Origin of the sequence: Pseudomonas sp. NPDC087626, assembly GCF_044743405.1 — a bacterium.
Lineage (GTDB): Bacteria > Pseudomonadota > Gammaproteobacteria > Pseudomonadales > Pseudomonadaceae > Aquipseudomonas.
This window is the reverse complement of record NZ_JBIUWJ010000004.1, coordinates 50,802-64,166: the sequence shown is the minus strand read 5'-3', so window position 1 is coordinate 64,166 and position 13,365 is coordinate 50,802. Positions and strand designations below refer to the sequence as shown.

Genomic DNA, 13,365 nt, shown 5'->3' with positions numbered 1-13,365 from the left:
ATCACGCTGACCGATCACTGACCGCTGCCGGGGGTTGCGTATCGCCCTGAGCAGTGGCGATATAGACGCCTTACAAAAATTCCAGGGGTCGTTGTATGTTGCTCGCCACGTTGATTCACCGCGCCAGTCTGGCCAGTCCGCAAGTCAGCGCAGAACAAGCACTGGAGTTGCTGCGTGAGCACTACGGGCTGAGCGGGACGCTGCAGTCACTGGGCAGCCAGCAGGACCTCAACTATCGGCTCGACAGCGATCAGGGGCGCTTCGTCCTGAAAATCTGCCGGGGCGACTATGCCGCGCTGGAGCTTGAGGCTCAGCACGCTGCGCTCAAACACCTGGCGACACGCCCGGGGCTGCATGTGCCGCGGGTCATCGCAGCGAAGAGCGGCGCCGACCTGCTGACCCTGGAGCTGGCCGGCCAGTCCCTGCACGTGCGCTTGCTCGACTACATCGACGGGCAATCCCTGACCCACCTCGATCACCTGGGCCATGAGGTGGTGGCCGGGTTCGGGCGGCTCTGCGGCGAAATGGACCTGGCCCTGGCCGGGTTCACCCATCCGGGGCTGGAGCGCACATTGCAGTGGGATGCCCGCCACGCCAGTGCACTGATCGAACACCTGCTGCCGGTAATCGGCGACCCGCAGCAGCGCGAGCTGATCAGCGCCGCCGCCCTGCACGCCGAGCAGCGCTTGCGGCCCCTGCAGGCAAAGCTGCCGGTGCAGGCGATCCACATGGACATCACCGACGACAACGTGGTCTGGACGCGGGATGCGCAACGGCATTGGCAGTTGCAGGGGGTGATCGACTTCGGCGATCTGATCCGCACCTGGCGCATCACCGATCTGTCGGTGACCTGTGCGGCGCTGCTGCACCATGCCGATGGTGATCCCATGGTGATCCTGCCGGCGGTGCGCGCCTACCACGCGGTCAATCCGCTGCAGCGTGAAGAGTTGCAGGCACTCTGGCCACTGATTGTGGCGCGGGCGGCGGTGCTGGTGCTCAGCGGCGAACAGCAGGTGAGCATCGATCCGCAGAACCAGTACAGCCGCGACAACTTGAGCCACGAGTGGGAGATCTTCCGCGTCGCCACGTCGGTGCCTTTCGAGCTGATGGAAGCGGCGATCCTGGTGACTGCCGGCGAGTCGCTGCCGGTGATCGCCAGCCAGGGCTTTGCGCCCTTGCTGCCGAGCCTGGTGGGGCGCGAGTTCGCCTTGCTCGACCTGGGTGTGCTGAGTGCACACTTCGAAGCCGGTAACTGGGAGCAGGAGGGCATCGATCAGCGTCTACTGGCGCAAGCGGCTCTGGCTCACGGCCTGGCGGCCAGTCGCTACGGGCAGTACCGCCTGTCCCGGACCCGTCCGGACAGTGCGGTGGAACCGGACACCTACCCGCTGCACGTCGATTTGCAGGTGCCGATGGGCACTGCGATCGAGGCGCCGTTTGCGGGTGTCATCCACTTGAGCGCCGATGGCCGCCTGCAGCTCGACAGTGCCCAACTGAGCGTGCGCCTGTGGGGTGTCACCCCGTCGCTGCACAGTGGTGCCGCAGTGCTCAAGGGCCAGGTGCTGGGGGAGGCCGGCGGCGCGTTGCGGGTGCAATTGTGTCGTGGCGCCGAACTCGATCCGCCGCTGTTCTGCACGCCGTCCCGGGCTCCGGCCTGGCAAGCATTGTGCCCGTCTCCGGCGGCGTTGCTGGGGTTGGCCTGCGATGCCGAGGTCGAGCTCGATCCGCACACGTTGCTGGCCCGTCGGGATGCCAGCTTCGCCCGTTCGCAAAAGCACTATTACGTCGATCCGCCGCGCATCGAGCGGGGCTGGCGCAACCACCTGATCGACATGCAGGGCCGCTCCTACCTGGACATGCTCAACAACGTCGCGGTGCTGGGCCACGGTCACCCGCGCATGGCCGCCGAGGCCAGCCGGCAGTGGTCGCTGCTCAACACCAACTCGCGCTTTCACTATGCCGCCATCGCTGAATTCTCCGAGCGCCTGCTGGCGCTGGCGCCGGACTCGATGGACCGGGTGTTCCTGGTCAACAGCGGCAGCGAGGCCAACGACCTGGCGATCCGCCTGGCGTGGGCCTACAGCGGCGCTCGCGACATGCTCAGTGTGCTGGAGGCGTATCACGGCTGGACGGTGGGGGCGGACGCGGTGTCGACCTCAATCGCCGACAACCCGCAAGCACTGAGCAGTCGCCCGGACTGGGTGCACCCGGTCACCGCGCCAAACACCTACCGGGGTGAGTTCCGCGGGCCCGACAGTGCGCCGGATTACGTGCGCAGCGTCGAGCACCACCTGGCTCGACTGGACGAGCAGAAGCGCCCGTTGGCGGGTTTCATCTGCGAGCCGGTGTATGGCAATGCCGGTGGTATCTCGTTGCCCGCGGGATACCTGCAGCAAGTCTATGGGCTGGTCCGCGCGCGGGGCGGGGTGTGCATCGCCGACGAGGTGCAGGTCGGTTATGGGCGCATGGGCAAGTTTTTCTGGGGCTTTGAAGAGCAGGGCGTGGTCCCGGACATCATCACCATGGCCAAGGGCATGGGCAATGGCCAGCCCTTGGGGGCGGTGATTACCCGTCGGGAAATTGCCCAAGCGCTGGAAGCCGAAGGCTACTTCTTCTCTTCGGCCGGTGGCAGCCCGGTGAGTTGCCGCATCGGCATGGCGGTGCTGGACGTGATGGAAGAAGAAAAGCTGTGGGAAAACGCCCAGGTCGTCGGCGGCTACTTCAAGGAACGCCTGGAGGCCTTGGTCGAGCGTTATCCGTTGGTCGGTGCGGTGCATGGCTCCGGTTTTTACCTAGGGGTGGAACTGGTCCGCAACCGCGAGACGCTCGAGCCGGCCACCGCAGAAACCGCCCTGCTGTGCGACCGCCTGCGCGAGCTGGGGATCTTCATGCAGCCGACCGGAGACTTCCTCAACGTCCTCAAGATCAAGCCGCCGATGGTCACGTCGCGCCAGAGTGTCGATTTTTTTGTCGACATGCTGGTGAAGGTGCTGGGCGAAGGCTTGTAAACCCGCGCTGGCGAGGGTGGCCGTTCGGCCGCCATCGCTGGCAAGCCAGCTCCCACAGGTTGAGGGGTGCCTGAAAAATCTTTGAGCCCCCAAAGTCATCCTGTGGGAGCGGGCTTGCCCGCGATGGAATCGGTCAATCAGCCACAAATGCCGATTATTATCGGTATTTATCGCTAAAAAAAGTTCTGTTCGCGTTACGGTCACTTCAAAAGCCGATTTTTATCGGTTATAAAGTCGCCTGACGCCGCGCTGTGGATTTCTGCGCCCGGCCGATCCCCTTACTGTCATCGGTCGATGCCACGCTCGACCCCCTGCACCCGCCCGGGAGATGATTCATGAGTCGTATCGTTATTGTCGCCGCTACCCAGATGGCCTGTTCCTGGGACCTTGAAGCCAACATCGAGACCGCCGAGAAGCTGGTCCGTGAGGCCGCAGGCAAGGGTGCGCAGATCATCCTGATCCAGGAGCTGTTCGAGGCCCCGTACTTCTGCCAGAAGCCGAACCCGGACTACCTGCAACTGGCGACCCGCGTTGAAGACAACGTGGCCATCAAGCACTTCCAGAAAGTCGCCAAGGAGTTGCAGGTGGTCCTGCCGATCAGCTTCTACGAGCTGGCTGGCCGGGCGCGCTTCAACAGCATCGCGATCATCGATGCCGATGGCAGCAACCTGGGGATTTATCGCAAGAGCCACATCCCCGATGGCCCTGGCTACCATGAAAAGTATTACTTCAATCCGGGCGACACCGGCTTCAAGGTGTGGAACACCCGCTACGCGAAAATTGGCGTGGGCATCTGCTGGGACCAGTGGTTCCCGGAGTGCGCCCGCAGCATGGCGCTGCTCGGCGCAGAGATCCTGTTCTACCCGACGGCCATCGGCAGCGAACCGCACGACAAGAGCATCTCCTCGCGCGACCACTGGCAGCGGGTACAGCAGGGCCATGCCGGTGCCAACCTGATGCCGTTGATCGCCAGCAACCGCATCGGCAACGAGGAACAGGACGGCTACGACATCACCTTCTACGGTTCTTCGTTCATCGCCAACCAGTTCGGCGAGAAGGTCGAGGAGCTCAACCAGACCGAAGAAGGCATACTGGTGCACAGTTTTGATCTGGATGAGCTGGAGCACATCCGCAGCGCCTGGGGTTCGTTCCGCGATCGGCGTCCGAACCTGTATGGCCCGCTGAAAACCCTAGACGGTTCCCTGGAGTCCTGATTGTTATGACCACTTTGCACAGCACCCCCCGCGCCGACGGTTTCTACATGCCGGCTGAATGGGCCCCCCAGACCCAGGCCTGGATGGTCTGGCCAGAGCGCCCGGACAACTGGCGCCTGGGCGGCAAGCCTGCACAAGCCGCCCACGTGGCCGTGGCCAAGGCCATTGCCCGCTTTGAACCGGTGACCGTTGCCGTGTCCGCCGGCCAATACGAAAACGCCCGCGCCCGCCTCGATGTACCGAATATTCGCCTGGTCGAGATGTCCAGTGATGACGCCTGGGTGCGTGATACCGGCCCGACGTTCGTCATCAACAACAGCGGTGAAGTGCGCGGCGTGCACTGGGACTTCAACGCCTGGGGCGGTTTCGACGGCGGCCTGTACTCGCCGTGGAACCGTGACGCGCAAGTCGCCGGCAAGATCCTCGAGATCGAGCGCAGTTCGCGTTACCGCACCGAGGGCTTCGTGCTCGAAGGCGGTTCGATCCACGTCGACGGTGAAGGCACGCTGATCACCACCGAAGAATGCCTGCTCAACCGCAATCGCAACGCGCACCTGAGCCGCAGCGAAATCGAAGCGGTGCTCAGCGCGCAACTGGCTGTGGATAAGATCATCTGGTTGCCGGACGGTCTGTACAACGACGAAACCGACGGCCATGTGGATAACTTCTGCTGCTACGTGCGTCCCGGCGAAGTGCTGCTGGCCTGGACGGATGACCCGCAGGATCCGAACTACCCACGTTGCCAGGCGGCCATGAACGTCCTGCAAAACAGCACCGACGCCAAGGGTCGCCCGTTTGTCGTGCACAAGATGCCGATCCCGGGGCCGCTGTATGCGACCGAGGAAGAATGCGCGGGAGTCGATCCGGTAGACGGCAGCCAGGAGCGTAATCCTTCGGTGCGCCTGGCCGGTTCCTACGTGAACTTCCTGATCGTCAACGGCGGCATCATTGCCCCCAGCTTTGACGATCCGCTGGATGGCCCGGCCAAGGAAATCCTGCAGAACCTGTTCCCGCAGCATGAAGTGGTGATGGTGCCGGGGCGTGAACTGTTACTGGGTGGCGGCAACATTCATTGCCTGACCCAACAGCAACCTGCGCCGCACAAAGGTTGAGTGAAGTTGTAACAGCCTGTGGCTGGCGATGAGCGGGCGTTTTAGCCCGCGCCATCGAGGCATCCACAGCCAGCCCGCAGCCCGGAAGGACTGCGGGCTTTTTTATAGCCGCACGTCGGGCTGCCAGGCGCCTTGGCATAGCTCTTGTATCGGTCCGAGGGTAATTCACGGGAATGCAGAACGGCGATGTTCTGTCATAAACCTTGGATAAGTTGGCCGCTCAAGAACCGGGAGAGAGCGCTGCAATGAACAGGGTCAGCGAGCGGACAGCACATCCCTTGGCACTCAATGGCGAGTCGCTGCAAGTGCTGGCGCAATGGTTGAAGTCCAACGGAACGCGACAGGTCAGGGAACCCGACCCGCGCAGGATGATGATCGAGCGCTACCCCGCTGATTTTTTCAGCGAGGCAGAACTGGAAGCGCTGTGGGATGTGATGCAAGGATAGACAACAATGGATTGCTCAAGCGCTGCCCGGATGGCAGCGCTTTTTTTTGCCTTTAGAAACTGTAGGTCCCGGTGACGACCAGGCTGCGGGGTGCCCCAGGCTGGATCTGGTAGGCGCTGGTCGACGACTCGTAGTAAGTCTTGTCGCTGATGTTGTTCAGCGCTGCGCGCAGGTCCCAGTCTTTCTGGCGGAAACCGGCCAGGGCGTCCCAGCGGCCATAACCGGGCAGGACGGTGGTGTTGAGGTTGTCGGCATAACGATCGCCCACCAGGGTCAGGCCCGTCTCGGCGTACCAGCCCATCTCCGGTTTCCAGGTGATGAACAGGCTGCCGTTGCGCTTGGCGACGTTGCTGATGCGCTTGCCTTCAAAGCCGTTGTTGTCTTTCTCGACGGTGGCGTCCTGAAAGCCCATGCCGCCGCGCACATACCAATTGCCGGTGATTTTCCCGGCGCCAGTCAGTTCGATACCACGCGAACGTTGCACGCCGGTGAGCAGGGTCACGGTCGGATCGTTGGGATCGCTGGTGCGACGGTTGTAGAGCTCAAGTTCGTAGATCGCCAGGGTGGTGCTCAGGCGGTCGTCGAGCCAGTCGCTCTTCACGCCGATCTCTTTCTGCTTGGTCAGCTCGGGGCTCAGGTCGTTGACGTTGGTGGTCAGGCCCGGCGTGATGCCGATCAGGCCGCCACCGACGGGCGAGAAGGTCTTGCTCCAAGAGGCGTAGAACGAGTGGTTCTGCAGCGGGGTCCAGACCACACCGAGCCGTGGGCTGGTGCTGTGGCTGTCGCGGTCTTCGGAGATGTTCTTGAGCTGGTTGGTCGAGTCGATATCGAAGGTGTCATAACGCACGCCGGCCAGCAGTTGCCATTGATCGTTGAGGCGCAGTTGGTCCTGCAGGTAAATGGCGCGGCTTTCGACTTCGGTGTGGGAGTCGCTGAAGACCTGCATGCGCCCGGTGTGCACGATGTTCCGGTCGGGGTGGTACAGGTCCAGGTTCGGCACGGGGCTGTTGCCCGGTGGCGTGGTGGCCGCGTTGTACAGTTTCGGATCGCGGCGTTGGCTGCCCAGTTCCAGCCCGCTGAGCAGGCGATGCTCGAGGCCGAAGGTGCTGAAACCGCCTTCCAGTTCCAGGTTGTTGAACACATTGCGGGTGGTCAGGTCCTGTTGCCAATGCTGGCGAACCACCTGGTTGGTCGTGGTGTTCACATTGGTGACATAGGTGTTGTCGAAATCACTGTTGAGCTTGAACACCCCCAAGGTGTGGCGCAGTTGCCAGTTGTCGGCAAGCTCGTAACTGAGTTTCGAGCGCAGGGATTGCGACTTGTCGTCGATGAAATCGTTATCGGTGCCGTAGGTGGTATCGCGGCCGACATCGGCGGGCCGTCCGTTGATGGCCGGGATGCCGCGATCGGGCGTGCGGTTGTAGCGGCTGTATTCGTACTGCACCAACCAGTTCAGGTCCGGTGTCAGTTGCCAGCTCATCGACGGTGCGAACAGTTGGCGGCTGCCACTGACGCCGTCGCGGAAGCTGTTTTCATCCAGGTTGCCCATGTTCAGGCGCAGGCTGAGGTTTTCGCTCGGGTCGGTGCTCAGGTCGGCATACAGGCTGCGCATGTCCTCGCTGCCGCCCTGGGCTTCGATGGTCGAGCGGCGGCCGAACTCTGGCAACTTGCTCACCCGGTTGACGATCCCGCCCTGGCTGCCACGGCCGTACAGCACTGCGGCCGGGCCTTTGAGCACTTCAATGCGCTCGATGTTGTGCAAGTCGCGCACGTACTGGCTGTCGTCGCGGATGCCGTCGAGGTAGAAGTCGTTACTGGCGTCGAAACCGCGAATGCGCAAGCTGTCGAAGCGCGTGTCGGCGCCGCTGCTGACGTTGGGGATGCCGCCCAGGGCCGTGCCCAGGTCGTTGGTGCCGTAGTCGGAGAGGTTGGCGGTTTTTACCGAGTCGATGGCCTGCGGGACGTAGCGCACCGGGGTGGCGGTGCGGGTCGCGGTGCTGACTTCCTTGACCCGAGGGTCGTCGACTTCGTCCGCTTCGGCGCTGATCGAGGTGGCAGGCAATTCAGTGGTGGCAGCGTAGGTAAAACCGCCGGTCAACGAGGCAAACAGCCCCAGGGTGACGGACGTAAGACGGAAGGGGGCAGGCATTTGAAACGCATCCGGAGGGGTAGGTCATTCGAGGGTGCGAATGGTAATGCTTGCTATTTACTTCCGTTAATTATTCCTGATGCCTTGCCTGAATTGATTGTTACTAATTATTTCATTGGCGATTCGACCGCTCTGTGCAACAAACCAAGTCGCGAGGCGAGGTTTTTCCAGGATCGCGTCCGGCATAACCTGCTTGCCACTAATTCTGACCCTTTGCTGGAGCCCCGGATGTCTGGCCCGACCCTTCATTACATTTACGATCCCTTGTGTGGCTGGTGCTATGGCGCTAAACCCCTGGTGCAGGCAGCGCAGGCGGTTTTGCCGGTTTTGCTGCACGGCGGCGGCATGATGACCGGAGCCAACCGGCAGCCGGTGAGTGCGCAATTGCGTGACTATGTGATGCCCCACGACCGGCGAATTGCCGAGTACAGCGGGCAACCGTTTGGCCAGGCTTATTTCGACGGCCTGCTGCGCGATCATTCGGCAGTCTTCGATTCGGCGCCACCGACCGCAGCAGTGCTGGCAGCGGAACGGCTTGGTGGTCGTGGCCTGGAACTGCTCGGGTGCTTGCAGAGCGCACACTATGTGCAAGGTCGGCGCATTGCCGATGAGGCGGTACTGCGGGAACTGGCCACCGCCATCGGCCTGGACGCCGAGGCCTTTGATGCTGAGTTCAAACAGGTCCTGGCCAACGAGTTGCAGGTCCACTTCAAGTACAGCCGGGGGCTGCTGGCAGAGGTTGGCGGGCAAGGGTTTCCGACGCTGGTGCTGGAGCAGGGCGGGCAGTTTTCCCTGATCGATATCAGCCCTTGGCTGGGCAAGCCTGAAGCCTTTGCCCAATGGCTGGGCCAGTCGCTGAAACAGCCTGCGCTTGATAGCGCGGCAGTGGCTCCGACCTGTGGGCTGGACGGTTGTGCCCATTGATCGTGCGGGCTCAGCGGCTTATCCACGAGTCTATGAGTACCGCCGGCAACTGATTTCTTAGACAATTTTCGTCTTATTACAGACGATTCACGAAATTGACACACAGTTACATGCGCGGATAGGATTCGCCCCAACGCCTGTGGCACGTAGCCACGACTCAAAACAATAAAAAAGGGCCCGCCACGCTTTTGTGTGGGCGGGCCCTTTTGTTTAGGGATGAAAAAAGAGCGCAAAAGCAGCCATTTCAGCCAGCGGTCACAGCGCGTATCAACCCGTAATAAGGAAAATAACATGTTGAATAAGCGTATTAGTCTGATCGCACTGGGGATGTTGAGCGCGACTCAAGCAATGGCCAATGACCAAGCTGAGTCCAAGGGTTTTGTTGAAGACAGCAGCCTGAAAGTGCTGCTGCGCAACGCCTACATCAATCGCGATTACAAGGATGGTAACGACGATAAGGCCGAATGGGGCCAGGCTGCCATTGGCACCTTCTCCTCGGGCTTCACCCAGGGCACCGTCGGTGTTGGTGTGGACGCTTTCGGTCTGTACGCTCTGCGCCTGGACGGCGGCAAGGGTCGTAGCGGTGCCGGTGGCATCGACTTCTTCAAGCAAGGCGACAGCGGCGCTGCAGCCAACGACCTGTCCAAGGCTGGCGCGGCGGTGAAATTCCGTCTGTCGAGCACCGTGCTGACCTACGGTGACCAGATGCCGGCCCTGCCGGTGCTGAACTACGACAACTCCCGCCTGCTGCCGGAAAGCTACACCGGTACCCTGATCACTTCCAAAGAGATCGAAGGCCTGGAACTGAACGCCGGTCGTTTCACTGCCGAGTCGCGTAAAAGCGCCGAAGGCCGTGACAGCGGTGGCCTGAAGTCGATCAACGTGTTGGGCGGTAGCTACCAGTTCACCGAGCAGTTCAAGGGTGCGCTGTACGCTTCCGACGTCGAAGACGTGCTGAAGAAGCAGTACATCAACCTGAACTACGTGTTCCCGCTGGCCAGCGATCAGTCCCTGACCCTGGACCTGAACGGCTACCGCACCAAGCTGGAAGACTCCTACGTTCGTGAAAGCGGCGCCACTGGCGACGACAACAAGATCTGGAGCCTGGCAGGCACCTTCGCCACCGGTCCGCACTCGTTCACCCTGGCGCACCAGCGCAGCACCGGTGACAGCAACCTGGGCTACGCCTACGGCGGCTACCAGAAAGACCAGGGTCGTGTCGGTGACGGTGGCAACACTATCTACCTGGCCAACTCCTACTGGTCCGACTTCAACGCTGAAGACGAGCGCAGCTGGCAGTTGGGCTACGGCCTCGACTTCGGCGCTTTCGGCGTGCCAGGCCTGACCTACAACGTGGCTTACGTGCGTGGCGACAACATCACCACCTCCACCAGCACCGGTGGCACCGAGCGCGAAATCTTCAACCAGTTCAAGTACGTGGTCCAGAGCGGCCCGGCCAAAGACCTGAGCGTGAAGCTGCGTAGCTCGATCCTGCGCGTGTCGCAGAAATCCAGCGAGTACAACGTCAGCGGCAACGAGCTGCGGGTGTACGTGGATTACCCGATCAACGTGTTCTGATAAAGCATGCGTGATCGCGGCCTGATACCAGGCTGAAAAAAAAGCCCCGACTCGCGAGAGTTGGGGCTTTTTTATGCTGAAAACATCCCGCCCCCTGTAGGAGCGAGCCTGCTCGCGATGGACGTCAGGACAACGCAATCCGCCTGATTGCGCTGCGTCATCGTTGACGTTCTTCGCTGGCAAGCCAGCTCCTACAAAGTTCGGCGCACGCCACATACGAGTGTGAGGCAGTCACAATTGGTGCAATCACTCCACCGCGCTCGTCAACTCGGGGTTACCGAAGCCTTTGAGTTCTGCGTTGGACTTGGCGAAGTACTGGCTCCAGAAACCTTCAAGGTTCTGGATCATCTTGCCGCTGCGGTAGCCGTTCTTGATCTGGGTCGGCACGAATGCCGCCCCATGCACATAGACCCGGGCCCCGCCAAAGTCAGCCAGCAGGTTCTGCTTTTCGACCTTCGCCAATTCCACCTGCGGGTTGATCTCGCGGATCCCGTTGTTGCTGTAGAAACTGCCAAAGTCGCTGTATTCGAGCATGTCGGACATCAGCAGGATGACGTTCTCATTGACCCCTTCGGCGCTCTTGAGGTCGTCGCCGATGGACTTCAGGCTGAACAGGATTTCACTGCGTGGGATGTCCGAGCTGGACTTGCCCATGGCGCTGGCGAAGGCCTTGCCGAAGCGCTGATAGAAGACGGTCGATTGGCCCTTCATGCAGCTGTCGAACTTGCGGCTGGCCATCATCGGCACATCGCCGAGCACTGCCGGGTCGATCGGCTTTTCCAGTTCGCCGGCAAACTGCAGGCGCGTGTAATGGCCGTCGAGGTAGGCGCTGAACGAGTACAGGCGCAGCTTGTCGCCCGGCTGCAGGAAGCGCTTGATGTGGCCCCAGGCGGTTTTCTGCAGGTCCTGGGTCAGCGGCGTGGTCTGGTCGACCACCACCGTCAACATGCGCCCGGAAGGCGCACTGCGAAACTGCTCGATCTTGGTCTGGGCGTAGCAGCTCGGCACATCATTGCGCTCCGCTGCCACCAGGGCAGCGGGCACGAATGCCAGAGCCAGCAGCAGGCTCTTGAACTTCATCAGACCTCCTGCTTATCGAGCATTTGCAGCTTGCGCGCGCGACGGATAGTGGCGGCGTCCACGCCTTTCTTGTTGGCCACGTAGTCGATGTCATCTTCATCGAAGGCGGTCAGGTCGCCGAAGGCGTTGTGGTCGAAGCCGGTGGTCGACGCAGCGGCTGCGGGTGCGGGTGCGGGTGCGACGACGGGGGCGGGTGCAGGAGCCGGGGCGGCTTCCACGGTGACGGCCACGACCTGGGCGACTACCGGTGCAGGGGCTGGAGCCGGAGCAGGGACGGCGACTGGTGCCGGAGCGGGAGCAACGTAGAAGATCTTCAAGGCGGCGAAGCTTTTTTTGTAGTCGCTCAGTTCCGGATCGTTGTCATTGATCTGTTCGAAGCGTGGGTTGGCTCTGGCAATCAGGTCGTTGATTTTGTCATCGTCACCGGCATCAATGGCTGCCTTGAGTTCCTTAACGATCTTGGACATGTAGTCGACGATGACCTGCCGATTCTGTTTGTCGGTTTCTTTTTTGGTGTCTGTTTTTTCCTTGGTCGCCGCCTTTTCGTCTTCCTGGTGGATGTAAGACTCGAAGGTGCGATTCAGCAGATCGGAGCGCAGTTTTTCCTGGTCTGTGCCGCTGACACGGAACACTTTTAATTGCAGGCCTTGCAGAGTACCCAGCGAAGCTTGCGCGTCATTGGCGACACAGCGGGCTTTGTTGGCGTGATAACGCATGTAGTCATTGGCGCTGGAGAACTTGTGGGTCAGTTCCCACGCCTTGCGCGAATGTGTGCCGGCAAAGCCGAAGATGAACGCCAGGTAAGTGGAGCTCGCCTGAATGAAGATGAACAGCCCGCTCAAGACGGCAAAGGTCACCAGGGATGCACGGTGCAAGGCATCGATCTGATCCTGCGCCGATTTGCCTGCGGCGCTATCGGACAGTGCCTGCATGTCGTCAGGCAGCGGAACGCCATCGTTGGCCGGGAAGTCGTCGGCCGACTGGCTCACGGCTGGCGGGTTGGCGATCAGGTCGGTTTCCTGAGCATTGAGGGTTTCAGTACGGACCCAGAACGCAGCAATGGCCAGCCCGACGATGAAAATCCCATAACCGATCAGCATGGTGTAGCGCTTGGCCGGCTTGTCGCCGTCCTTGTCCACTTTGACCCGGTTGAGCATTTGTTGATATTGCGCGTCTGCATCATCGATGTTGGTGTTGTCGAGTGTGATGACAGCAGTGCTCATCATGTCGCCACCGGTGCCGCTGCGGCGCAGGTTCTCGTAGGACATGATGTGGTCAACAACGCGGTTTTTGTACAGCGCGCGGCCGGCAAACTCGGACAGGAACAAACCGATAATCGAAATTACCAGGCCGATGGCGAATGCACCCGCCAGGGCCGTGTTCGGTGTGGCCAGGGTCAGGGCAAATGGCGCCAGGGCGAAACCGAAGGCCGTGGCTTCGATCAGCATCAGCACCACGATCAAGGTCCACAGGCCAATCCCTTTCTCGCGACGACCGTCTTCGTGGATCTTGCCCAGGTAGTCCTGGTTGCGGCGGAAGGCGGCTTCCGACGGTTGGTGTTGGCGATAGTAGGCCTCGTAGAACCCACACAACTCCCTCTCAGACGACAGGAAACCGAGTGGCTTGAGGTTGGTTTCGCTGGCCTTTTCTTTTTCACCTGGGTTCTTGACCCAGTGGCGAATCCGGCCAAAACCCGGCATGCGAATGCGCAGGTTCATCCACCAGTATTTGAAGGATGACCAGTAAACAATGACCGGAATCGCCATCAGGGTGGTGAACACGACCGGAATGATCACATACCAGTACGCGGTAAAAAACGCGCGGAAAATCTCGAGCATGGGTGGGTTCCTTTCT

The 13,365-nt window shown here is 61.2% G+C and carries 9 protein-coding genes; 6 read left to right on the top strand and 3 right to left on the bottom strand.

Annotated features, from left to right (window positions below):
• The first annotated feature begins 95 nt into the window (after nt 1-95).
• The 4 genes from ACIOVD_RS05030 to ACIOVD_RS05015 all read left to right on the top strand — a co-directional run bounded on the left by ACIOVD_RS05030 (nt 96) and on the right by ACIOVD_RS05015 (nt 5,780).
• The gene (locus ACIOVD_RS05030; protein ID WP_401126441.1) at nt 96-3,008 is read left to right on the top strand and encodes an aminotransferase; all 2,913 of its coding nucleotides are present in this window, start codon (nt 96-98) and stop codon (nt 3,006-3,008) included.
• Between the two features lie 335 nt (nt 3,009-3,343).
• Nucleotides 3,344-4,222, top strand: coding sequence for an N-carbamoylputrescine amidase (aguB, locus tag ACIOVD_RS05025; RefSeq protein ID WP_401126439.1), 879 nt, complete (start codon nt 3,344-3,346; stop codon nt 4,220-4,222).
• Between the two features lie 5 nt (nt 4,223-4,227).
• Complete coding sequence (gene aguA / locus ACIOVD_RS05020) at nt 4,228-5,334, top strand: agmatine deiminase (RefSeq protein WP_095167427.1); 1,107 nt, start codon at nt 4,228-4,230, stop codon at nt 5,332-5,334.
• 245 nt (nt 5,335-5,579) lie between these two features.
• Nucleotides 5,580-5,780, top strand: a complete 201-nt coding sequence (locus ACIOVD_RS05015; RefSeq protein ID WP_095167425.1) for a hypothetical protein — start codon at nt 5,580-5,582, stop codon at nt 5,778-5,780.
• Nucleotides 5,781-5,832: 52 nt separating this feature from the next.
• On the opposite strand, the gene ACIOVD_RS05010 is transcribed toward ACIOVD_RS05015, so the two are convergent.
• Nucleotides 5,833-7,929 (bottom strand): TonB-dependent receptor, encoded by a 2,097-nt coding sequence (locus tag ACIOVD_RS05010; RefSeq protein WP_401126437.1) that lies wholly within the window; start codon nt 7,927-7,929, stop codon nt 5,833-5,835.
• A gap of 228 nt (nt 7,930-8,157) precedes the next feature.
• On the opposite strand from ACIOVD_RS05010, the gene ACIOVD_RS05005 reads away from it, so the two are divergent.
• Together ACIOVD_RS05005 and ACIOVD_RS05000 are read left to right on the top strand one after the other, a co-directional pair.
• Nucleotides 8,158-8,853: a DsbA family protein gene (locus ACIOVD_RS05005; protein ID WP_401126435.1), complete on the top strand. Its 696-nt coding sequence runs from the start codon at nt 8,158-8,160 to the stop codon at nt 8,851-8,853.
• Between the two features lie 291 nt (nt 8,854-9,144).
• Nucleotides 9,145-10,431, top strand: coding sequence for an OprD family porin (locus tag ACIOVD_RS05000; RefSeq protein WP_095167420.1), 1,287 nt, complete (start codon nt 9,145-9,147; stop codon nt 10,429-10,431).
• A gap of 246 nt (nt 10,432-10,677) precedes the next feature.
• Here ACIOVD_RS05000 and ACIOVD_RS04995 read toward each other — a convergent pair whose 3' ends face one another.
• Entirely contained in the window at nt 10,678-11,511 is an 834-nt protein-coding gene (locus ACIOVD_RS04995) for a hypothetical protein (RefSeq protein ID WP_401126432.1), read from the bottom strand.
• Entirely contained in the window at nt 11,511-13,349 is a 1,839-nt protein-coding gene (locus ACIOVD_RS04990) for a hypothetical protein (RefSeq protein WP_401126430.1), read from the bottom strand. Before ACIOVD_RS04990 ends, ACIOVD_RS04995 begins: the two co-directional genes overlap by 1 nt.
• Nucleotides 13,350-13,365: the final 16 nt, after the last annotated feature.

Excerpts from the sequence above, each read along its gene's own strand:
- ACIOVD_RS05030 (WP_401126441.1), top strand. The coding sequence starts at position 96 with ATGTTGCTCGCCACGTTGATTCACCGCGCCAGTCTGGCCAGTCCGCAA.
- aguB (WP_401126439.1), top strand. The coding sequence starts at position 3,344 with ATGAGTCGTATCGTTATTGTCGCCGCTACCCAGATGGCCTGTTCCTGG.
- aguA (WP_095167427.1), top strand. The coding sequence starts at position 4,228 with ATGACCACTTTGCACAGCACCCCCCGCGCCGACGGTTTCTACATGCCG.
- ACIOVD_RS05015 (WP_095167425.1), top strand. The coding sequence starts at position 5,580 with ATGAACAGGGTCAGCGAGCGGACAGCACATCCCTTGGCACTCAATGGC.
- ACIOVD_RS05010 (WP_401126437.1), bottom strand. The coding sequence starts at position 7,929 with ATGCCTGCCCCCTTCCGTCTTACGTCCGTCACCCTGGGGCTGTTTGCC.
- ACIOVD_RS05005 (WP_401126435.1), top strand. The coding sequence starts at position 8,158 with ATGTCTGGCCCGACCCTTCATTACATTTACGATCCCTTGTGTGGCTGG.
- ACIOVD_RS05000 (WP_095167420.1), top strand. The coding sequence starts at position 9,145 with ATGTTGAATAAGCGTATTAGTCTGATCGCACTGGGGATGTTGAGCGCG.
- ACIOVD_RS04995 (WP_401126432.1), bottom strand. The coding sequence starts at position 11,511 with ATGAAGTTCAAGAGCCTGCTGCTGGCTCTGGCATTCGTGCCCGCTGCC.
- ACIOVD_RS04990 (WP_401126430.1), bottom strand. The coding sequence starts at position 13,349 with ATGCTCGAGATTTTCCGCGCGTTTTTTACCGCGTACTGGTATGTGATC.